Source organism: Paracoccus panacisoli (genome assembly GCF_042435015.1).
GTDB classification, from domain to species: Bacteria; Pseudomonadota; Alphaproteobacteria; order Rhodobacterales; family Rhodobacteraceae; genus Paracoccus; species Paracoccus panacisoli.
On the sequence record NZ_JBHMQU010000018.1, the window covers coordinates 14,557 to 33,930 of the forward strand.

The 19,374-nt window shown below is 73.3% G+C and carries 20 protein-coding genes and 1 pseudogene; 7 read left to right on the top strand and 14 right to left on the bottom strand.

Annotated features, from left to right (window positions below):
• Positions 1-789: a protein-disulfide reductase DsbD domain-containing protein gene (locus ACFHYO_RS05095; protein WP_394318841.1), complete on the top strand. Its 789-nt coding sequence runs from the start codon at positions 1-3 to the stop codon at positions 787-789.
• Here the strand turns inward: ACFHYO_RS05095 and ACFHYO_RS05100 are convergent.
• Positions 768-1,592, bottom strand: a complete 825-nt coding sequence (locus tag ACFHYO_RS05100) for a uracil-DNA glycosylase (protein ID WP_394318843.1) — start codon at positions 1,590-1,592, stop codon at positions 768-770. The two genes, ACFHYO_RS05095 and ACFHYO_RS05100, sit on opposite strands and share 22 nt — an antisense overlap.
• Positions 1,593-1,678: 86 nt before the next feature.
• Positions 1,679-2,641, bottom strand: coding sequence for an L-threonylcarbamoyladenylate synthase (locus tag ACFHYO_RS05105; RefSeq protein WP_394318845.1), 963 nt, complete (start codon positions 2,639-2,641; stop codon positions 1,679-1,681).
• A 142-nt stretch (positions 2,642-2,783) separates the two neighbouring features.
• Here ACFHYO_RS05105 and ACFHYO_RS05110 point away from each other — a divergent pair, with 142 nt between their 5' ends.
• From ACFHYO_RS05110 to ACFHYO_RS05125, 4 genes are all read left to right on the top strand, one after another.
• Positions 2,784-4,475, top strand: a complete 1,692-nt coding sequence (locus tag ACFHYO_RS05110; RefSeq protein WP_036733821.1) for an acyl-CoA dehydrogenase — start codon at positions 2,784-2,786, stop codon at positions 4,473-4,475.
• 116 nt (positions 4,476-4,591) lie between these two features.
• Positions 4,592-5,623 carry an MBL fold metallo-hydrolase gene (locus ACFHYO_RS05115; protein ID WP_394318867.1) on the top strand — a complete coding sequence of 344 codons (1,032 nt, stop codon included), beginning with the start codon at positions 4,592-4,594 and terminating at the stop codon, positions 5,621-5,623.
• 132 nt (positions 5,624-5,755) lie between these two features.
• Positions 5,756-5,953: an aa3-type cytochrome c oxidase subunit IV gene (locus tag ACFHYO_RS05120; protein WP_036709782.1), complete on the top strand. Its 198-nt coding sequence runs from the start codon at positions 5,756-5,758 to the stop codon at positions 5,951-5,953.
• A gap of 42 nt (positions 5,954-5,995) precedes the next feature.
• The gene (locus tag ACFHYO_RS05125; RefSeq protein WP_052171800.1) at positions 5,996-6,646 is read left to right on the top strand and encodes a type 1 periplasmic-binding domain-containing protein; all 651 of its coding nucleotides are present in this window, start codon (positions 5,996-5,998) and stop codon (positions 6,644-6,646) included.
• Between the two features lie 14 nt (positions 6,647-6,660).
• Here ACFHYO_RS05125 and ACFHYO_RS05130 read toward each other — a convergent pair whose 3' ends face one another.
• From ACFHYO_RS05130 to ACFHYO_RS05185, 12 genes are all read right to left on the bottom strand, one after another.
• Positions 6,661-6,993, bottom strand: a complete 333-nt coding sequence (locus ACFHYO_RS05130; protein WP_394318848.1) for a branched-chain amino acid transport AzlD family protein — start codon at positions 6,991-6,993, stop codon at positions 6,661-6,663.
• Positions 6,993-7,787 (bottom strand): AzlC family ABC transporter permease, encoded by a 795-nt coding sequence (locus ACFHYO_RS05135; protein WP_394318850.1) that lies wholly within the window; start codon positions 7,785-7,787, stop codon positions 6,993-6,995. The genes ACFHYO_RS05130 and ACFHYO_RS05135 overlap by 1 nt, the downstream gene beginning before the upstream one ends.
• Positions 7,788-7,994: 207 nt before the next feature.
• A complete protein-coding gene (locus tag ACFHYO_RS05140; RefSeq protein ID WP_394318852.1) occupies positions 7,995-8,321 on the bottom strand; it encodes a DUF1491 family protein in 327 nt (108 codons plus the stop codon).
• 3 nt (positions 8,322-8,324) lie between these two features.
• On the bottom strand, positions 8,325-9,269 hold the full coding sequence (gene era / locus ACFHYO_RS05145) for a GTPase Era (protein WP_394318854.1): 945 nt from the start codon (positions 9,267-9,269) through the stop codon (positions 8,325-8,327).
• Between the two features lie 113 nt (positions 9,270-9,382).
• The gene (gene rnc, locus ACFHYO_RS05150) at positions 9,383-10,081 is read right to left on the bottom strand and encodes a ribonuclease III (RefSeq protein WP_036702510.1); all 699 of its coding nucleotides are present in this window, start codon (positions 10,079-10,081) and stop codon (positions 9,383-9,385) included.
• Position 10,082: 1 nt separating this feature from the next.
• Positions 10,083-10,874, bottom strand: coding sequence for a signal peptidase I (gene lepB / locus ACFHYO_RS05155; protein WP_394318856.1), 792 nt, complete (start codon positions 10,872-10,874; stop codon positions 10,083-10,085).
• A 212-nt stretch (positions 10,875-11,086) separates the two neighbouring features.
• Complete coding sequence (gene acpS / locus ACFHYO_RS05160; RefSeq protein WP_036733813.1) at positions 11,087-11,500, bottom strand: holo-ACP synthase; 414 nt, start codon at positions 11,498-11,500, stop codon at positions 11,087-11,089.
• Positions 11,497-12,363 carry a hypothetical protein gene (locus ACFHYO_RS05165; RefSeq protein WP_394318858.1) on the bottom strand — a complete coding sequence of 289 codons (867 nt, stop codon included), beginning with the start codon at positions 12,361-12,363 and terminating at the stop codon, positions 11,497-11,499. The genes acpS and ACFHYO_RS05165 overlap by 4 nt, the downstream gene beginning before the upstream one ends.
• 19 nt (positions 12,364-12,382) lie before the next feature.
• On the bottom strand, positions 12,383-13,117 hold the full coding sequence (locus ACFHYO_RS05170) for a pyridoxine 5'-phosphate synthase (RefSeq protein WP_394318860.1): 735 nt from the start codon (positions 13,115-13,117) through the stop codon (positions 12,383-12,385).
• A gap of 33 nt (positions 13,118-13,150) precedes the next feature.
• Entirely contained in the window at positions 13,151-13,990 is an 840-nt protein-coding gene (locus ACFHYO_RS05175; RefSeq protein ID WP_394318862.1) for a 4-(cytidine 5'-diphospho)-2-C-methyl-D-erythritol kinase, read from the bottom strand.
• Positions 13,987-16,032 (bottom strand): tetratricopeptide repeat protein, encoded by a 2,046-nt coding sequence (locus tag ACFHYO_RS05180; protein WP_394318864.1) that lies wholly within the window; start codon positions 16,030-16,032, stop codon positions 13,987-13,989. The genes ACFHYO_RS05175 and ACFHYO_RS05180 overlap by 4 nt, the downstream gene beginning before the upstream one ends.
• Positions 16,033-16,553: 521 nt before the next feature.
• Entirely contained in the window at positions 16,554-18,209 is a 1,656-nt protein-coding gene (locus ACFHYO_RS05185) for an electron transfer flavoprotein-ubiquinone oxidoreductase (RefSeq protein WP_168783001.1), read from the bottom strand.
• A 322-nt stretch (positions 18,210-18,531) separates the two neighbouring features.
• Between ACFHYO_RS05185 and greA the strand changes: the two genes are divergently transcribed.
• Together greA and ACFHYO_RS05195 are read left to right on the top strand one after the other, a co-directional pair.
• Positions 18,532-19,002, top strand: a complete 471-nt coding sequence (gene greA / locus ACFHYO_RS05190; RefSeq protein ID WP_036702885.1) for a transcription elongation factor GreA — start codon at positions 18,532-18,534, stop codon at positions 19,000-19,002.
• Positions 18,995-19,374 (top strand): annotated as a pseudogene (locus ACFHYO_RS05195) (hypothetical protein); the annotation flags it as partial. The gene greA and the pseudogene ACFHYO_RS05195, both read left to right, overlap by 8 nt.

The following is a 19,374-nucleotide window of genomic DNA, read 5'->3' on the forward strand; positions in this document are numbered from 1 at the left end:
ATGACACCTGCGCTTCGCCCGCTCGCCCTTGCCCTCGCGGTCCTCGCCGCGCCCGTGCCGCTTGTGGCCGGCGATCTGCCGCCCGGACTCGTCGCGGCCGAACTGCTGCCCGCGGCACCCTCGGCCGACGGCAGGGTGATGACCGCGCTGCGCCTCGAGCTGGCGCCGGGGTGGAAGACCTACTGGCGCAGCCCCGGCGAATCCGGCGTGGCGCCGCAGTTCGACTGGTCGGGCGCGCCCGGCGTCGCGGCCGCGCGCGAGATCTGGCCCGAGCCCGAGGTGATCGACTCGGACGGCACCCGCACGCTCGGCTATCACGACGCGCTGGTGCTGCCGATCGAGCTGACGCTGGCCACCCCCGGCGCACCGCTGTCGGGCCAGCTGGCCGTCGATCTGGGGCTCTGCCTCAACATCTGCGTCCCGGCGCATCTGGTGCTGCCCGCCCCCGCGCAGGCGGCCTCACCCGATCCGCGCATCACCGCCGCGCTGGCGGCCGCGCCGCGCGCGGGCACCGCCCCCGTGACCTGCACCGTGGGCGAGATCGCCGACGGGCTGCGGGTCGCGGCAAGCGTGGACGAGACCGCCCCCGAGGCCGCCGCGATGGAGCTGGCGCTGCCCGGCATGTGGTCGTCGGAGGCCGAGATCGCCGTCGAGGGCGCCCGCGTGACCACCACGGCCGAGTTCGTCGGCCCCACCGGCAAGCCCTTCACACTCGACCCCGCGGCGCTGCGGCTGACGCTGATCGGCGCGGACGGGGCGGTCGAATATCAGGGCTGCACGCTCTCCTGACCCCGGGCCAGCAGCCGGGCCTTGAGCGACAGCAGGTCCGCCCACGCCTCGCGCTTGGCGACCGGGGTGCGCAGCAGATAGGCCGGGTGGGTCATCGGCAGCGCCGGGCGGCCGAAGGCTTCGGTCCATTGCCCGCGCAGCCGCAGGATGCCCTGCCGCCCCAGCGCCGCCTGACAGGGCGTGTTGCCCATCAGCACGACGAACTCGGGCGCCGCCAGCGCGACGTGGCGGGCGACGAAGGGCAGCATCGCGGCGATTTCCTCCGCCTCGGGGCGGCGGTTGCCGGGCGGCCGCCACGGCAGGATATTGGTGATGTACAGCGCCGCGGCGGCATCCCCGGCGGCGCGCGACAGCCCGATGGCGGCGAACATCTGGTCGAGCAGCTGCCCGGCGCGGCCGACAAAGGGCCGCCCCTCGCGGTCCTCGTCCTCGCCCGGCGCCTCGCCGATGACCATCACCCGCGCGGCCGGGTTGCCGTCGGCAAAGACGAAGTTCCGCGCCCCGCGGCGGATCTCGAGCCCATCGAACCCCGCCTGCGCCTCGGCCAGCGCCGCGAGCGTCCCGGCGCGCGCCGCCAGCGCCTCGGCCTGTCCGGCCAGCCCGCCGGCCGCGGGCGGCAGCGTCGGTGCCGCGACCGGCGCCGGATCGGCGGCGGCCGCCGGCTGCCGGATCGATTCGGCGAAGCGGTCGAGCGGCGCATCGAGGATCGCCTCGTCCACGCCCATCTCCCGCTGCCACTCGAGCAGCGCCAGCGCGGTCGCGGCGTCGAGCGCGACATCCCTCCAGGACGGATCGGCGGTCATGCGCGCGAGGCTATTGGGGGCGAGGGGACCGTGCAAGCCGCGGGTTGCCCGGCAATGCCGTGGGTCTTCGGGCCAGAAACACGCCCTCAGCCCTCGCGCGGGGCGGCGGCGCGGGCGAGGCGGTCGTTGATGGCAAGGCCGAGGCCATGCCGGGGGATCGGCGCGACGGCGATGGGGCGGCCGAGCCGATCTGCCGCGCGCAGAAGATCGAACAGCCGCGCCGCCGCCTCGGTCAGGTCGCCCGCGGGCGAGAGGTTCAGCGCGGCCGGGCCGGGGCCGAAGCCGATCAGCGTCTCGTCCGCGGCCGCATCGGTCGCGTCCAGCCGCAGCCGGGCGGCGGGGGCGTAGTGGCTGGCAAGCTGGCCGGGCGAATCGGGCGAGGCGGTCGCCCCGGCGTGGTCCAGAGGGGCGCCCAGCGCCGCCTCGATCGCCTCGGCCGGGATGCCGCCGGGGCGCAAGAGCGTGGCCCGCCCGTCGCGCCAGCCGACGATGGTGGACTCGACCCCGACCGGGCAGGCCCCGCCGTCCAGCACCGCGGCGATGCGCCCGTCGAGCCCGCCGCCCGCGTCGAGCACATGAGCCGCCGTGGTGGGGCTGACCCGCCCCGAGGCGTTGGCCGAGGGCATCGCCAGCGCCAGCCCGGACTGCCGCAGCACCGCCTGCGCGACGGGATGGGCGGGCACCCGCAGCCCCACAGTGGGCAGGCCCGCGGTCACGATCCCCGCGATCCCGGCCTCGGGGCGCAGCGGCACCACCAGCGTCAGCGCGCCGGGCCAGAAGGCGGCGGCGAGCCGCTCGGCCTCGCCCGCGACCACGCCCACGCGGGCGGCGGCTTCGGCGTCGGGCAGGTGCACGATCAGCGGGTTGAAGCTGGGGCGCCCCTTGGCCGCATAGACCCGCGCCACCGCCGCGCCGTTCCGGGCATCCGCGGCGAGGCCGTAGACCGTCTCGGTCGGCAGCGCCACGGTCTCGCCCGCGCGCAGCAGCCGGGCGGCATGGGCGATCCCCTCGGCATCGGGACGCAAGGTCAGTGTCGCGCTGGCGGCCATCTTCACGGTTCCGGGTTGCGGTCGGGCGGGCGCTCAGACAGTTTGTCCGCCACGGGTTTGGGACATACGCGCGGGCGCCCGATTTGCAACCGCCCGGATTGCAGACGACATCCGCGCGATGCCAATTTGGGGGAGACCGATCATGGCCTATCGCGCGCCGGTGGACGACATCGCATTCATCCTCGACGCGGTGGTGCCGCTGGCCCCCGTCGCCGCGACCGACCGCTTCGCCGAAGCGAGCGAGGACACCGTCACCGCGATCCTGACCGAGGCCGGGCGGCTGTCGACCGAGGTGCTGGCGCCCCTGAACCGCGGCAGCGACCTGACCCCCTCGCGGCTGGAAAACGGCGCCGTGCGCTCGTCGCCCGGGTTCGACGCAGGCTTCCGGGCCATCGCCGAAGGCGGCTGGGTGGGGCTCTCGGCCAACCCCGAGCATGGCGGCGCGGGCCTGCCGCAGACGCTGAACGTCGCCGTGGGCGAGATGCTGGCCGGCGCCTGCCTGTCGCTGCAGCTGAACCCGCTGCTGACTCAGGGCCAGATCGAGGCCCTTGAGCATCACGCCTCGGACGAGCTCAAGGCGACCTACCTGCCCAAGCTGATCTCGGGCGACTGGAACGGGACGATGAACCTGACCGAGCCGGGCGCCGGGTCGGACGTGGGCGCGCTGACCACCCGCGCCGAACGGGCCGAGGACGGCACCTACCGCGTCACCGGGCAGAAGATCTTCATCACCTGGGGCGACAGCGACGTGACCGAGAACACCTGTCACCTCGTCCTCGCCCGCCTGCCCGACGGCGGCGCCGGCACCCGCGGCATCAGCCTGTTCATGGTGCCGAAATACATCCCTGACGAGTCCGGCAAGCCGGGCGTCGGCAACAGCCTCAAGGTCGTCTCGCTTGAGCACAAGCTGGGCATCCACGGCTCGCCCACCTGCGTGATGAGCTTCGAGGGCGCGACCGGCTGGCTCGTGGGGCAGGAGCACAAGGGCATGGCGGCGATGTTCACGATGATGAACAACGCCCGCCTTGCCGTCGGGATGCAGGGCGTGGCCGTGGCCGAGGCGGCGCTGCAGCACGCCGCCGCCTATGCCGCCGAGCGGGTGCAGATGGGCCCGATCATCCGCCACGCCGACGTGCGCCGGATGCTCGCCACCGGCCGGGCCGAGGTGTTCGCCGCCCGCGCCATTTGCCTTGCGTGCGCGCAGGCACTGGACATGGCGACCGCCACCGGCGACGCCGACTGGCAGGCCCGCGCGGCCTTCCTGACCCCTATCGCCAAGGCCTGGGGCACCGACGTCGGCTGCCGCGTCGCCGACATGGGCGTGCAGGTTCACGGCGGCATGGGCTTCGTCGAGGAGACCGGCGCCGCCCAGTATCTGCGCGACGTGCGGATCACGCCGATCTACGAGGGCACGAACGGCATCCAGGCGATGGACCTCGTCGGCCGCAAGATGATGGACGGGGGCGAGATGGCCACCCGGATGATCGAGGAGGTGCTGGACGGCGCCAAGGCCGCGCAGGCCGCGATGCCCGACCTCGCCCGCGCCGTCTGGGACGCCGCCGAGACCCTGCGCGAGGCGACCTCGGCCATGCTCGAGGCCGAGGCGCAGGACCGCTTTGCCGGCGCCGTGCCCTATCTCGCGGCCTTTGCGCGGGTGCTGGGCGCGCATTACCACCTGATCGCGGCGCAAAAGGGCGACGACGCGCGCAAGACGCTGGCGAGGGTGTTCATCACCCGCGTGCTGCCCCGCAACGCCGGTGATCTCGCCGAGGCGCGGGCGGGTGCGGGCGATCTCGACGCGCTGCCCGACACGGCCTTTGCCGGGGCGGCGTGACCGCCCCCTCCCCGCGCCCCGCGGCGGCCGAGCCCGCCGCCGAGCCGACGCTCGACGCTGCGCTTGATTCGGCGCAGGTCCCGGGCCCGACGCGGCCCGAGCCGGCCGAGACCGGCATCGCCCACCCCTGGGCCGCGCCGCCCGCCGAAGGGCAGGCGATCGAGGTCGCCGAGGGCGTGCTGTGGATGCGCCTGCCGCTGCCGATGCGGCTCGACCACGTCAACGTCTATGCGCTGCGCGATGCGGACGGCTGGACGGTCGTGGACACCGGCTTCGACAGCACCCGCAGCCGCGCGGTCTGGGCGGCGCTGAAGGACGGCCCGCTCGCGGGCGCCCCCATCCGCCGGGTGCTCGCCACCCACCAGCACCCCGACCACATCGGCCTTGCCGGCTGGTTCATGGAAGAGGGCGCCGAGCTGCTGACCAGCCGCACCGCCTGGCTGATGGCGCGGATGCTCGCGCTCGACGTGCAGGAGCGTCCGACGCCCGCGCAGGTCGCCTATTGGCGCCGCGCCGGGATGCCGGCCGAGATGCTGGACCGCAATGCCGCCGAGCGGCCGTGGAACACCGCCGACGTCGTCCACCCGCTGCCGCTCGGCTACACCCGGCTGCGCGACGGCGACCGGCTGCGGCTGGGCGGGCGCGACTGGCGCGTGTGGACCGGCAACGGCCACGCGGCCGAGCACCTGACGCTGTGGTCCGAGGACGACGACCTCGTGATCGCGGGCGACCAGCTTCTGCCGGGGATCTCGCCCAACCTCGGGGTCTATGCGACCGAGCCGGGGGCGAACCCGGTGGCCGACTGGCTCGAGAGCTGCGACCGTTTCGCGGCGCTCGCCGAGGACCGGCACCTCGTCCTGCCCGGCCACAAGCTGCCCTACACCGGCCTGCCCGCGCGGCTGGTCCAGCTGGCCGAGAACCACCGCACCGCGCTCGACCGGCTGGCGGCCTCGCTGGCCGAGCGGCCGCGCACGGCGGCGGATTGTTTCGATCTGCTCTACCGCCGGCGGATAGGCGAGGGCGAATACGGCCTCGCCCTGGCCGAGGCGATCGCCCATGTGAACGCGCTCGCCGCCGCGGGCCGCATCCGCGTCGTGGGCGAGACCGGGACTGGCGGGCTGATCTGGGGCGCCCCCGCGGACAGGTGACCGCAGAGGGGCGTGACAGGTCGCCGCATTTCTGATAGCACCGGTCGAGGCTGCGCCTGCCGACCGGAGAGAATGTCCGGCGGCGCGGGTGGCAGCGCGCCAGCAGATAGCTCAGGACAGGACAGGCGAGAGATGGCCACGACCCGCACCACCACCCATGCCCCCGCTCACGCCCGCGCGCACGCCGTGCATGACGCCCCCCACCACGAGCACGGCACGATGGACATCGTCGAGCACGAGCGCACCTTCGACGGCTTCGTCCGCTTCATGACGTGGTCGGCGGTGCTGACGATCCTGGTGCTGATCTTCCTGGCGCTGACCAACGCCTGATTGCGGAACCGCCCGGCAGACGGCGGACGAGGGACAAGACAGATGCAAAGGCGAAGCTTTCTCGCGCTGGCGGTTCCCGCAGCGCTTGCAGGGTGTGGCGCGGTCTCGGTGTGGGACGACGATGCGACGGTGCGGGCCGCGCGGTTCACCTCGAACGAGCCGCCGTCGATCACGCTGTTCACGGTGATCGGCATCCCGCGCGGCGAGGGCGGGCATTCGGCGCTGATGGTGAACGGCAGCCAGCGGGTGATCTACGACCCGGCCGGCAGCTGGGAACACCCCCGCATCCCGGAACGCAACGACGTGCTTTACGGGATCACCGACAACTTCAAGCACTTCTACATCGACTACCACGCCCGCTCGACCTACTGGGTGGCCGAGGACACGATCCAGGTCAGCCCCGCGGTGGCCGAGGCCGCGATCCGCGCGGTCGAGGCGCAGGGCGCCTCGCCCAAGAGCTTTTGCGCGGTGAACACCGGGCAGGCGCTGCGCCACGTGCCGGGGTTCGAGGGGGCGCCGACCGGGTTCAGCCCGCTGAAGCTGCGCGAGTGGTTCCTGACCCTGCCGGGCGTGACGTCGAAGCGGCATCAGGACGGCGATCCGGCCAACAACCACGACGTGCTGCTGCGCCAGAAGGACGGCTCGATCGAGGGCTACCAGAACGGCCACCTGATCCGCCGCCCGGGGGCCTGACGGCCGCCGCGCGGCTAGAGCCCGAGCGCGAACCCCAGCGCCAGCGTCACCCCGCCGCCGACGATCGCGGCGAGGGTGTTGCTGGTCAGCAGCCCCATCCCCAGCGTCACCGCGGCCGCGGCGAGCCGCGCCGGATCGGGCGTCCCGCCGGTGGCGGGGGGCCAGATCACCTGCGGCGCGACCAGCGCCGGCAGCACCGCCACGGCGGTGTAGCGCAACACGCGCTGCGCCCACTCGGGCACCGGACGGTTGCCGACCGCGCCGAGGAACGACCAGCGGATCAGGAACGTCCCCACGCCCAGCGTGAGGATCACCCCCCAGATCGCCGCATCCGACCAGCCCGGCATCAGCGCCTCGCCTGCGGGCGCGGCGGGTTACCGGGCGGCAGCGCGGCCCGCGCCCGGCGGCGGACGAGCCACGTCTCGGACAGCGCGCCCGCGGCCATGCCGAGCGGCCCGGCGACCAGCACGCCCGTGCCCGGCGGCATCCCCGTCAGCGCCAGCGCGCTGAGGATCGCCACGCCCGCGGCGATGACATGGGGCAGCGTCCGCAGCATCGGCGCGATCATGGCGAGGAAGGTGATCGGCACGGCGAAATCCAGCGGCCACTCGGCCGGGATCAGCTGGCCGGCCGTCGCGCCGACATAGGTGAACCCCACCCACGGCAGGCACAGCACCGGCGTCGCCCCGGCGAGATAGGCCATCCGCTGCGCCACGCTGAGGCGCGGGTGGCGCTCGAACCGCTGGATGGCGAGGCCGTAGGTCTGGTCGATCAGCACATAGGCCAGCAGCGCCCGTTGCCACGCCGGCGCCGCGCCCACGTAGGGCACCAGCGAGGCGGAATACATCGCCATCCGCAGGTTGATCGCCAGCGCCGAGGCGAGCACGACCAGCACCGCTGCATGATCGGTCATCAGCTGCACCGCCGAAAACTGCGAGGCCCCCGCCAGCACGAGGATCGAGAACCCCATGACCTGCGCGATGTCCAAGCCGGCGGCGGTCGCCACGACCCCGAACAGCAGCGCGAACGGCACCAGCACCAGCAGGAACGGCAGCGCCTGCATGAAGCCGTCACGGGCCGAGCGGCCGAGCGACAGCTCGTGCGGCGCCGGCGCAGGCGAACGGGCGAAGGGGCGAGGCATGGGGAATCCTGAGCTGCGAAAAGCTGCCGCGGCACCATTGCCAACCCGGCCTGCCGCCGCAACCCGGGGGCGGCGCCGGATGCCTCCGGCGGGGATATTTTTGTCCAGCCCGAGGCGGGCGCGCCGCGCCTAAGGCGTCTTTCTTGCCCAGGTACCCCGGCCCGGCCGAGGCTCAGCGGCGCCTCGTTCACCCAAGGCTTGGGGTTGTCAGTCGGCGAAATCCGCGACCGCCTCGCCGTCCCGCAGCTCGAGTTCGAGCACCCAGAGGTCGGGGTCGGCGGCGCGGCGGCGGGCGATGGCGGCGTCGATCTCGCGCGGGGTGCCGGTGGCCTGCGCGACCCACGCCCGCGCGTCGGTGGCGAAGTCATACTCCTGCGCCCAGAGCTCGGCCTGCCCGCCCGGACGCACGACCGACACGGCGAGCGCCCCGGCCGTCTCGTCCCCGCGGTGGACGACATAGGCCCCCCGCCCGGCCAGGTCGGCGCGCCTGAGCAGCGCCGCGACCCTGAGGCCGGCGGTCAGCCGCGGCTCCACCCGTCAGTCCCCGTCGCGGAAGTCGAGGCCCATCTCGCGGTAGCGCTCGGCCTCGTCCAGCCAGTTCTCGCGCAGCGCCACGCGCAGGAACAGATGCACCGGGCGGCCCATGAACTCGGCCAGCTCCTCGCGCGCGGCCCGGCTCACGGCCTTGATCGTCTCGCCGCCCTTGCCGACGACGATGCCCTTGTGCCCCTCGCGGCTCACATAGATCACCTGGTCGATGCGGGCCGAGCCGTCCTCGCGCTCCTGCCAGCTCTCGGTCTCGACGGTGAGCTGATAGGGGATTTCCTCGTGCAGGCGCAGGGTCAGCTTCTCGCGGGTCATCTCGGCGGCGATCTGGCGCATCGGCAGGTCGGCGATCTGGTCCTCGGGGTAGAGCCACGGCCCCTCGGGCAGCTCGGCGGCAAGCCAGTCCATCAGGTCGGCGGTGCCGTGGCCGCGCTCGGCCGAGATCATGAAGGTGCGGGCGAACGGATAGGCGGCGTTCAGCGCCTGCGACAGCTCCAGCAGCTCCGGCGCCTTGACCCGGTCGATCTTGTTGATCGCCAGCGCCACCGGGGCCTGTCCCTGACGGGCCTTCAGCGCGTCGAGGATCGCCTGCACCCCGTCGGTCAGGCCGCGATGCGCCTCGACCAGCAGCACGACGATGTCGGCGTCGGCAGCCCCGCCCCAGGCGGCGGCGACCATCGAGCGGTCGAGCCGGCGGCGCGGGCGGAAGATCCCGGGCGTGTCGACGAAGACGATCTGCGCCGGGCCGTGCAGGGCGATGCCGCGGATCCGGGCGCGGGTGGTCTGGACCTTGTGGGTGACGATCGAGACCTTGGCCCCTACCAGCCGGTTGAGCAGCGTGGACTTGCCGGCGTTCGGCTCGCCGATCAGGGCGACGAAGCCGGCGCGGGTCGGGGCGTCCGGCGTGTCTTGGGTGGTCTCGGTCGGGTCGGTCATCGGCCTCTCACGGCTGGTGTGGTGTTCATGCAGCATTCATGCAGGGTTCATGCACAGTTCATGCGAACGGCGGGCGGATGGTTCCATCGGCCGCCCTCATGGCCGTGCCCGCCCTACGCGCCCCCGTCCAGCGCGTCGAGCATCGCCTGCGCGGCCAGCTGCTCGATGCTGCGCTTGGTGCCCGTGCCCGCGGCCTCGGCGCTGCGCCCGTCGTCCAGCGTCACGGTGATGCGGAACTGCGGCGCGTGGTCGGGGCCGCTGCGGTCGGTGATCTCATAGCGCGGCGGCGTCATGCCCTTGGCCTGCGCCCATTCCTGCAGGACGGTCTTGGGGTTGTGCGAGGCCGCCTCGGCCCCCTCGATCCGGTCGCCCCAGAGGCGCAGGATCAGCGCCCGCGCGGCGTCGAACCCGGCATCGACGTAGACCGCGGCCAGCACGGCCTCCATCGCGTCGCCGAGCACCGCCTCTTTCCGGCGCCCGCCGGTCAGCATCTCCGACCGGCCGAGCTTCATCACCTCGCCCAGCCCGATCTCGCGGGCGATCTCGGCGCAGGTCTCGCCGCGCACCAGCGCGTTGAGGCGCGGGGCGAGCTGCCCCTCGGTCGCGCCGCGGTCGTGGTGGAACAGCGCCTCGGCGATGGTGAGGCCGAGCACCCGGTCGCCCAGGAACTCGAGCCGCTGGTTGTCGGGCCGGGTCGGCGACGAGAGGCTCGAGTGGGTCAGCGCGCGGATCAGCAGCGCGGGGTCGGCGAACTGGTGGCCCAGCCGCCGCTGAAAGGCGACCAGCTCGGCCGAGGGCCGCGGCCCGGCCATGTCAGTGGATGGCGCGGAAGAAGCGGTCCGCGCGCCAGGTCCAGAAGTAAAGCAGCGACGACCCCGCCGACGAGAACATCACCCGGTCGGCGCGACCGATGAGATACTCGGCCGGCACGAAGCCCAGCCCCCCGGCGATGGCCGGCACGCGGCTGTCCTCAGAGTTGTCGCGGTTGTCGCCCATGAAGAAATAGTTGCCGGCCGGCACCGTGAACACCGGCGTGTCGTCGAGCGGCCAGCCGTCGAGGATGTTCAGCACGTCATGGGCCACGCCATTGGGCAGCGTCTCGGTGAAGCGCTGCTTCTCGCAGGCCCCGCCCTCGGGCACCGGCTCGTTCCAGCAGCGCGGCAGCGTGCGCCCCGGCCCCTGCGGCAGCTTCGGTTCGCTGAACACGCCGTTCCGGGTCTGCGGCAGCGGCTGGCCGTTCAGGATCACCTGCCCGCCCGCAAGCTGCACCGTGTCGCCCGGCAGGCCGATCACCCGCTTGACGAAATCCACCCCGCGGGTCGGGTGGCGGAACACCACCACGTCACCGCGCTCGGGCGCGCGCTCGAGGATGCGGCCCGTGATCGGGCAGAGCGAGAACGGGCAGGAGTGGCGCGAATAGCCGTAGGCCATCTTGTTGACGAACAGGAAGTCGCCGATCAGCAGCGTGTCCTTCATCGAGCCCGAGGGGATCCAGAAGGGCTGGAAGAACAGCGTCCGGAAGACCCCGGCGATCACCAGCGCCCAGAATACGGTCTTGACCGTTTCCCAGATGCCGCCCTGTTCCTTGGCCGTGCTGCGCGCCATGTGTGCCCCGTGTCGCTGTCATGGATGCCCGCGACAGGCGCGGGATTGTGGTGCGGGTTCTTGGGCAGGCAAGGCGGCGGAAGTCAAGCGGTGCGGGGCCTGAGCGCCCCGTCTGGCCCCGCGCGCCGCCCCTCGGGCTGGACCCAAATATCCCCGCCGGAGGCAGCCGGCCGCACCACCCGCGCCAACGTCAGCCGCGGGGCGCTGCGCGCTCAGCCCGCGGACGTCGCGGCTGGCAGCGCCTCGATCACCACGAAGGCCTGCGCCCAGGGGTGATCGTCGGTCAGCGTCACATGAACCACCGCGCGATGCCCCGGCGGGGTCATCGCCGCGAGCCGCTCGGCCGCCCAACCGGTCAGCGTCATCGTCGGCTGGCCCGAGCGCAGGTTCGTTACCGCCATGTCGCGCCAGGCGATGCCCATGGCGAGCCCGGTGCCGAGCGCCTTCGAGCACGCCTCCTTCGCCGCCCAGCGCTTGGCCAGCGTCGCGGCCTCATGCGGGCGGCGGGCGGCGCGGGCGAGTTCGGTCTCGGTGAACACCCGCTGGCGGAAGCGGTCGCCGTGCCGGTCGAGCACCGCGGCGATGCGGTCGATGTTGCAGAGGTCGGTGCCGATTCCGAGGATCATGGTGCCGCGCCCGTGGCCGAGGGAGTCCGGGTGCCCGGGCCAGCAGGAAGCCCCTCGCGGGGCAGCGGGGGCGCGGCAGGGGCGTCCTCGCCGAAGGCCTGATCCCAGAGCCCGCCGAGCCAGCCCGCGCCGCGCCCATAGGCCGCCGACAGTTCCGGCAGGTCGTCGTAAAGCCCCTGCGCCCCGGCCCAGACCGCGCCGGGGCTGGCGCGGACCTTCTCCCACAGCTCGGCGCGGGTCGGCACCTCCATCCCGCAGACCTCGTCCTCGCGCACCGGGTCGTCGGGATTGAAGGCCGCGTCGAGCGCCCGCATCTCGCCCATCATCGCGCAGGCGTCGGCGAGCTCCCACGCCGTCGCCGCGGCGATCACGCCGATGCCGATCACCGGCAGCGCCTCGCCCGCCATGCTGGCCACGTTGCGGGTGGTGGCGATGGCGGTGCGGCGCGAGACGCGGGTGGCGGTGTCCTTGACCGCCTGGCGCGCCGCCATGCGGCTGCCGCGATAGGTGACGGGCGCGTCGGCGAGTTCGCGCGCCAGGCGCGCGTTGGCGGCGCGGCTGTCGGCCAGTTCGCGGGCGAGGTTGTCGGCCCGGCCGGTCGCCGCCCGCCGCTCGGCCGCCTCGGCGGCGGCGCGGGCCTGGACCCGGGCCAGGTCGTCGGACTGCCGCGTGGCGAGGGATCGCAGGCCGGTCACCCCCTCGACCACCCCCGCGACGGCAGAAAACACCGCCGGCAGCATCGTCATGGCGACGCTCAGCGCCAGCGAGCCGGCCATGACCAGCATCATCAGCACCGACCAGATCCCGCCCAGCGCGGCGAGGGTCAGGCGCAGGGCGCGGGTGATCCGGCGCAACAGGCTCATGGCGCGCGCACCGGGCGGGTCATCCCCGCGCGGCGTCCATCCGCCGGCGCATCTCCTCGATGGCGGGGCCGAGGCCGGTGAAGATCGACTCGGCGATCAGGAAATGGCCGATGTTCAGCTCGGCGAGTTCCGGGATTGCGGCGATGGGCCCGACGGTGTCGAAGGTCAGGCCGTGGCCGGCGTGGACCTCGAGCCCCAGTGACGCGGCGAGGCGCGCGCCCTCGGCCAGCCCGGCCAGCTCGGCGTCGCGCAGGTCGTGGCGGCCCTCGGTGTCGTAGTCGCAATAGGCGCCGGTGTGCAGCTCGACCACGGCGGCGCCGACGCGGGCGGCAGCCTCGATCTGGCGCGGGTCGTGGCCGATGAAGAGCGAGACGCGCGCCCCCGCGGCACTGAGCGGCGCGATGTAGTCGGCCAGCCGCGCGGCGTCGGCGGCGACGTCCAGCCCGCCCTCGGTGGTCCGCTCTTCGCGTTTTTCGGGGACGAGGCAGACGGCGTGGGGTCTGTGGCGCAGCGCGATGGCCTGCATCTCGGGCGTGGCCGCCATCTCGAGGTTCAACGGCACGCTGAGCGCATCCGCCAGCCGGGCGATGTCGTCGTCCGAGATGTGGCGCCGATCCTCGCGCAGATGGGCGGTGATGCCGTCCGCGCCGGCCGCCTCGGCCAGCAGCGCGGCGCGCAGCGGGTCGGGCCAGGGGGTGCCGCGGGCGTTCCTGACGGTGGCCACATGGTCGATGTTGACGCCCAGTCGCAGCATGGCGGTCCCCCCGGCTTGGTCGTGCGGGGCAGGTTAGCCGCGGGGCGCGGCGGGGGGTAGCCCCGCGATGCTGCGCGTGGCCTCGACCCACCAGCCGGGGCGCGCGGCGGCGATGGCCGCCGCGGCGGCGCGGGCGGCGGGGGCGTCGGGAAAGAGGCCGAAGCAGGTGGCGCCGGACCCCGACATCCGGGCGATCTGCGCGCCCTGGCCGGCCAGCGCGGCGATTGTGTCGCCGATGACGGGCGCGAGGCGCAAAGCCGGCGGCTCGAGGTCGTTGCGGGTCGCCGTGAGCCAGCCCGGCCAGTCGCCGTCGGCGGGGAACGGGGGCAGGCCGGGGTTCTCGCGCGAGGTCAGGGCGGCGAAGACGGCGGGTGTGGGGACCTCGACCCGCGGGTTGACCAGCACGAGGTGCAGCGTGGGCAGGGTGACGGGGGTGAGGATCTCGCCCACCCCCTGCATCCGCAGGCTGCGGCTCATCAGGCAGGCGGGCAGGTCGGCGCCGAGCGCCTCGGGTCGGTCGGGGGTGCGGCCGAGGGCGCGCAGCACGGCGGCGGCGTCGGCGGTGCCGCCGCCGATCCCCGACGCAGGCGGCAGGCGCTTGTCCAGGGTGATCGCCGCCGCGGCCCCCACGGCGCGGGCCGCGCGCAGGCACAGGTTGTCGTCGCCGGGCGGGATGGCGCCGGCGAAGGGCCCGGTGAGGGTCAGCGACAGCGGCCCGGGGGAAAGGCTCACGCGATCGCCCAGCTCGGTGAAGACGACCAGCGAATCGAGCAGGTGATAGCCGTCCGCGCGCCGCCCGGTCACGTGCAGCGCGAGGTTGATCTTGGCGGGCGCGGGTTCGCGCACGACCGCAGCCCGGTCGGCGGAGGTCACGGGCGCGGCGGCACCGGTTCGCCGTCGTCGGCGCCGGGCGGGGCCGGGGTGTCAGGCTCGGGCGCGGTGTCCACGGGCGCCACATCCGCCGGCGCGGCGGCGGGCTCGGGCGCCGCTTCAGGCATCGGCTCGGGCTGGCCCCAGCCCTCGGGTAGCTTGCCGCCGTTGGCCTTTTCCGCCGCCAGCACCTCGTCCAGCCCGCGTTCGAGCTTGGCGCGGACGCGGTTCAGGTCGGTGTCGGTGTCGGCGGGCTTCCACAGGCTCAGCGCCCGCTTCCACTGGATCTCGGCCTCGCGCTTGCGGCCGACCATCCAGTAGATGTCGCCCATGTGGTCGTTCACGAGGCTGTCGTCGGACATCGCCGAGACGGCCTTCTCCATCGGCTCGACCGCATCCTGATAGCGGCCCAGCCGGTAATAGGCCCAGGCCAGCGAATCGAGGATGTAGCCGTCGTCCGGGCGCAGTGCGACGGCCTTCTTGATGAGGTCCAGCCCCTCGTCCAGCCGCACGTTCCGGTCCACCCAGCTGTAGCCGAGATAGTTCAGGATCGGCGCCTGCTCGGGCTGCAGCTTCAGCGCCGCCTGGAAATCCGCGTCGGCGCGGTCGAACTGGCCCGAGCGTTCCAGCGCGATGCCGCGGGCGTAGAGCGCGAACCAGCTCGCCTGCGGGTCGGTCTCTTTCGCCAGCAGCTCGAGCGCGCGGTCATAGACCGGCACCGCCTCGGCGAACTTGTCCTGCTGGCGCAGCAGGTCGCCCAGCGCCACCCAGGCCGAGGGCAGCTCGGGCCAGGTCTCGGTCAGGGCGCGGGCGGCGGCCTCGGCATCGGCGCGGCGGTCGGCGCGGGCGAGCGCGTCGATGCGGGCCAGCTCGGCCGCGGGGCGCAGGTCGCCCTTGGCGCGCAGGCCCTGGAACTCGGTCTCGGCCAGGTCGAACTGCCCGGCGCTCTGCAGCAGCTGGGCGACCAGCAGCTGCGCCTCGGCCATGTCGGGGGCGAGGTACTGGCCGATGCGGGCGTAGATCAGCGCCAGCGGGTCGGTGTCCTCACCGCCCATCAGCGCGCCGCCGAAGGTGACGAAGACCTGCGCGAGGCCCTCGGCCGGGCTCTTGATCACGTCGAACGGCAGTTTCTCGCCCGCCGCCAGCCGGTCGCGCAGCAGCTTGAGCGCCGGCTCGGACTCGAGCGCGTCGAGATCGTCGAGCAGCTTGACCGCGTCGGCATTGCGCTCGAGCTGCGAGAGCACCTGCACGCGGGCGACGATGCCCATCAGGTGCCCGGCGCTTTCGGGATCGGCGAGCGCCGCCTCGGCGCCCTCGTAATCGCCGACGCTGGCCTTGGCGAGCGCAAGCTGGAAGCGCGCGATGCCCGCCGCGCCGCGCTGACGCTCGAGCTTCTGGAAGGTGGCGAAGGCGTCCGAGGCGCGGCCGTCGCCCATCTCGGCCCAGGCGCGGGTCATGCCGTCCATCAGCGGCCCGGCCCCGCCGGGGGTCGAGGGCATCTTGTCGAGCATCGCCAGCACGCCCGCCCAGTCGCCCTTGCGGGCCAGCGCGGCGCGGGTGACGAGCCCGGCCAGCTCGGTCGTCCGGCCGCCGTCGACGAGGCCCTGCGCCATGGTCGCGGCGTCGTCCATCTGCCCGGCCGAGACCATCGAGACGAGCGCCCCGTCCTGCAGGAAGAGGTCGGTGCGGTCATGGGCGACGGCGGCGCGGAAGTAATCGGCGGCGACGGCGAAATCGTTGCGCGAGGCGGCGAGGCGGGCGGCGAGATAGGGGCCCGCGCGGCCGGGGATCGGCTGGATGCGGGTGGTATGGCCCGAGGGCGGCACCGGCGCGTCGCTGATGAGCTGCGCCTGCCGGGGGGTGGCGTCAGAGGCTGGCGCGGTGGGGTCCGCGGTCTGGCCGGGGGCGGCGACGGGGGCGGCCTGCGCGACCCGCACGGCGGCGGGCTGCGCCGGGGCGGCGGGGGTCGAGAGGTCCAGCGTCAGCGCGGCGACGGCGGTGGCCGAAACTCCGGCGGCGGCGGCGAGGATCAGGATCGGCTTCATCGCAGGCTTCATCGCAGCGGGGGCCCCGGTTGTCGGTGTCATGCCGCCGGACCCTAGCCGCTGGCGCAGGCGGCGGCAACGCCGCCGGGCGCCCCGGTCCCCGGCGGGCGGTCACGGTCCGGGGAGGTCGCCGGGTATTTGGGCCAGAGAGACGCGGTGGAGGTGGGGCGTGGTGTGCCCGCGCGGCGTTGATGGGTGACCGAAGGGCGAGGCAAGCTGCGCTGATGGGAGCGGCCGCGACTGGCGCTTGGCACGACGCAACCGCAGAGGCGAACAGGGCGGCGTGTGGTGCAACACACCTGCCCGCGGCCGCGAGTGTCGCTCAGCGAGACGCGCTCGCTACTCCACCAGCGACAGGGCGCGGCCCGACGCCTAGCGCGCGGCTCACCCGCAGCCCTCCAGACCCGCAAACGGGACGGGGCGGCCCGCAGACCGCCCCTCCTCATTCTTTCTTGCTGAAATATCCCGGGGTCCGGGGCAGAGCCCCGGTCCGACGGCGCCGTCACGCGCCTCCCCCGAAATCACATGTTCGGATAGTTCGGGCCGTCGCCGCCCTGCGGGGTCGTCCAGACGATGTTCTGGCTCGGGTCCTTGATGTCGCAGGTCTTGCAGTGGACGCAGTTCTGGAAGTTGATCACGAAGCGCGCGCCCTCGGGGACGCTCGCGTCCTCGACCACCTCATAGACCCCGGCCGGGCAGTAGCGCTGCGCGGGTTCGGCGTATTCCGGCAGGTTGACCCGGATCGGCACCGAGGGGTCCTTGAGCTTCAGGTGCGAGGGCTGGCTTTCCTCGTGGTTGGTGAAGCTGAAGGCGACGTTGGTCAGCCGGTCGAAGCTCAGCTTGCCGTCCGGGCGAGGGTAGTCGATGGGCTTGTACTTCGCCGCCTTGCCGGTGGCAGCGGCGTCGGACTTGCCGTGCTTCCACGTCCCCAGGATGTTGCGGTTGAAGAGGTTGGCGAACCACATGTCCGCCCCGCCCAGCATCAGCGAGCCGATCATGCCGGTGCGCGACCAGCTCGGCTTGACGTTGCGCACCCGCTTGAGGTCGCGGGCGATCGGGCCCGAGCGCAGGTCGCTCTCGTACTCGGTCAGCTCGTCGCCCTCGCGGCCGGCCGCGATGGCCGCCGCCGCCGCCTCGGCCGCCGCGATCCCCGACAGCATCGCGTTGTGGTTGCCCTTGATCCGCGGCACGTTCACCAGCCCCGCCGAGCAGCCGAGCAGGATCGCGCCCGGCACCGTGAGCTTCGGGATCGACTGCCAGCCGCCCTCGCTGATCGCCCGGGCGCCATAGGCCACGCGCTTGCCGCCCTCGAGCAGCTCGGCCACCATCGGGTGGTGCTTGAAGCGCTGGAACTCGGCGTAGGGGTAGAGATAGGGGTTGGCGTAGTTCAGGTGTACCACGAAGCCGATGAACACCTGGTTGTTCTCGGCGTGATAGATGAAGGACCCGCCGCCGGCGGCCTTGCCCAGCGGCCAGCCCATGGTGTGGACGACCGTCCCCTCCTTGTGCTTGGCGGGGTCGATCTCCCAGATTTCCTTCATGCCGATGCCGAACTTCTGCGGCTCGTGGCCCTCGGACAGGCCGTAGTTCTCGATCAGCTGCTTGGCGAGGCTGCCGCGCACGCCCTCGGCGATGAAGACGTACTTGCCGCGCAGCTCCATCCCCGGCTCGTAGGAGGGGCCGGGCGAGCCGTCCGGCTCCTTGCCCATCTCGCCCGCGACCACGCCGGCGACGCGGTTGCCGTCCATGACCAACTCGGACGCCGCCATGCCGGGGAAGATCTCGACCCCCAGCGCCTCGGCCTGCTCGGCCAGCCAGCGGCAGACGTTACCCATCGAGACGATGTAGTTGCCGTGGTTCGACATCAGCCGCGGCATCGGCCAGTTGGGGATGCGGAACTGCCCGCCCTCGCCCAGCACCACGAACTTGTCGGTGTGGACCTCGGTCTTGACCGGGGCGCCCTTTTCCTTCCAGTCGGGGATCAGCGCGGTCAGCCCCGAGGGGTCCAGCACCGCGCCCGAGAGGATGTGGGCGCCGACCTCCGAGCCCTTTTCCAGCACCACCACGTTCAGCTCGGGCTCGATCTGCTTGAGCCGGATCGCGGCCGACAGACCCGCGGGTCCGGCCCCGACGATCACCACGTCGTATTCCATCGATTCGCGTTCGATTGCGGACATGGCGTCTCCCCTTCGGCCTGGCTGCTTGCGCGGTCGCCCTGTGACATATGCGGTAACCGGCCGCGAAACAATCGTGACGCGGTGTGCGGGTCGCACGCAATTCCCTGTCGCGCGGCTGTGTCGCAGGGCGGGGGCGCGGACGGGGGAATGAACGGCGGCGCGCACGGGTGCGCCGGGACGGCGGCGGGGGGCCGCGCACGGCGGCGGGGCCGCTTGCGTCACGCGCCCGGCTGCGCCACGATGCGCGCGAACCAGACGCCCCCTGCGTGACCGCCGGGGGCGTTTTGACACGGCTGGCGCCCGTCGGGCGCATGGGGACGAGATGGAAAAGATACCGATGACGCGGGCGGGCCACGCCCAGCTGGACGAGGAACTGCGCGAGCTGAAGGCCGTCGAGCGCCCGGCGGTGATCCGGGCCATCGCCGAGGCGCGCGAGCACGGCGACCTGAGCGAGAACGCCGAATACCACGCCGCGCGCGAGAAGCAGTCGTTCATCGAGGGCCGCATCAAGGAGCTTGAGATGATCATCTCGCGGGCCGAGGTGATCGACACCTCGAAGCTCTCGGGCAGCGTCAAGTTCGGTGCCCGCGTGACCGTGGTGGACGAGGACACCGACGAGGAAAAGAGCTTCCAGCTGGTGGGCGAGCAGGAGGCCGACCTCGAGCGCGGGCTGCTGAACGTGCGTTCGCCGCTGGCGCGCGCGCTGATCGGCAAGGACGAGGGCGACAGCGTCGAGGTCACGACCCCGGGCGGGCAGAAATCCTACGAGATCCTGTCGATCCGCTATGAATGAGCTGATCGGCCGGCTGCAGGCCGAGCTGCGCGGGTGGCGGACCGGGACGGGACACGACGCGGGCGACCGCGCGGTGCTGGTCGGGGCGGTCGTCTCAGCGCTGTGGCTGGTGCTGGTGCTGCTGTTCTGGGCGCTGGGGCCGGCGGATGCGCCGCAGCCGGGCGGGCTGGCGCGACTGGCCGCAGCGGTGGCGGTGATCCTGCCGCTGGTGCTGGTGTGGATCGCCGTGGGCCTCGCCCGCGCGATCGCCGAGCTGCGGGCCGAGGCGGTGCTGCTGCGCACCCGGATGGAGGCCCTGCGCCCCGCCGAGCGTGCCGCGGCCGAGCGTGACGCCCGCCTGCCCGAGGCCCCCGGCCGGGCCGCGACCGCGGC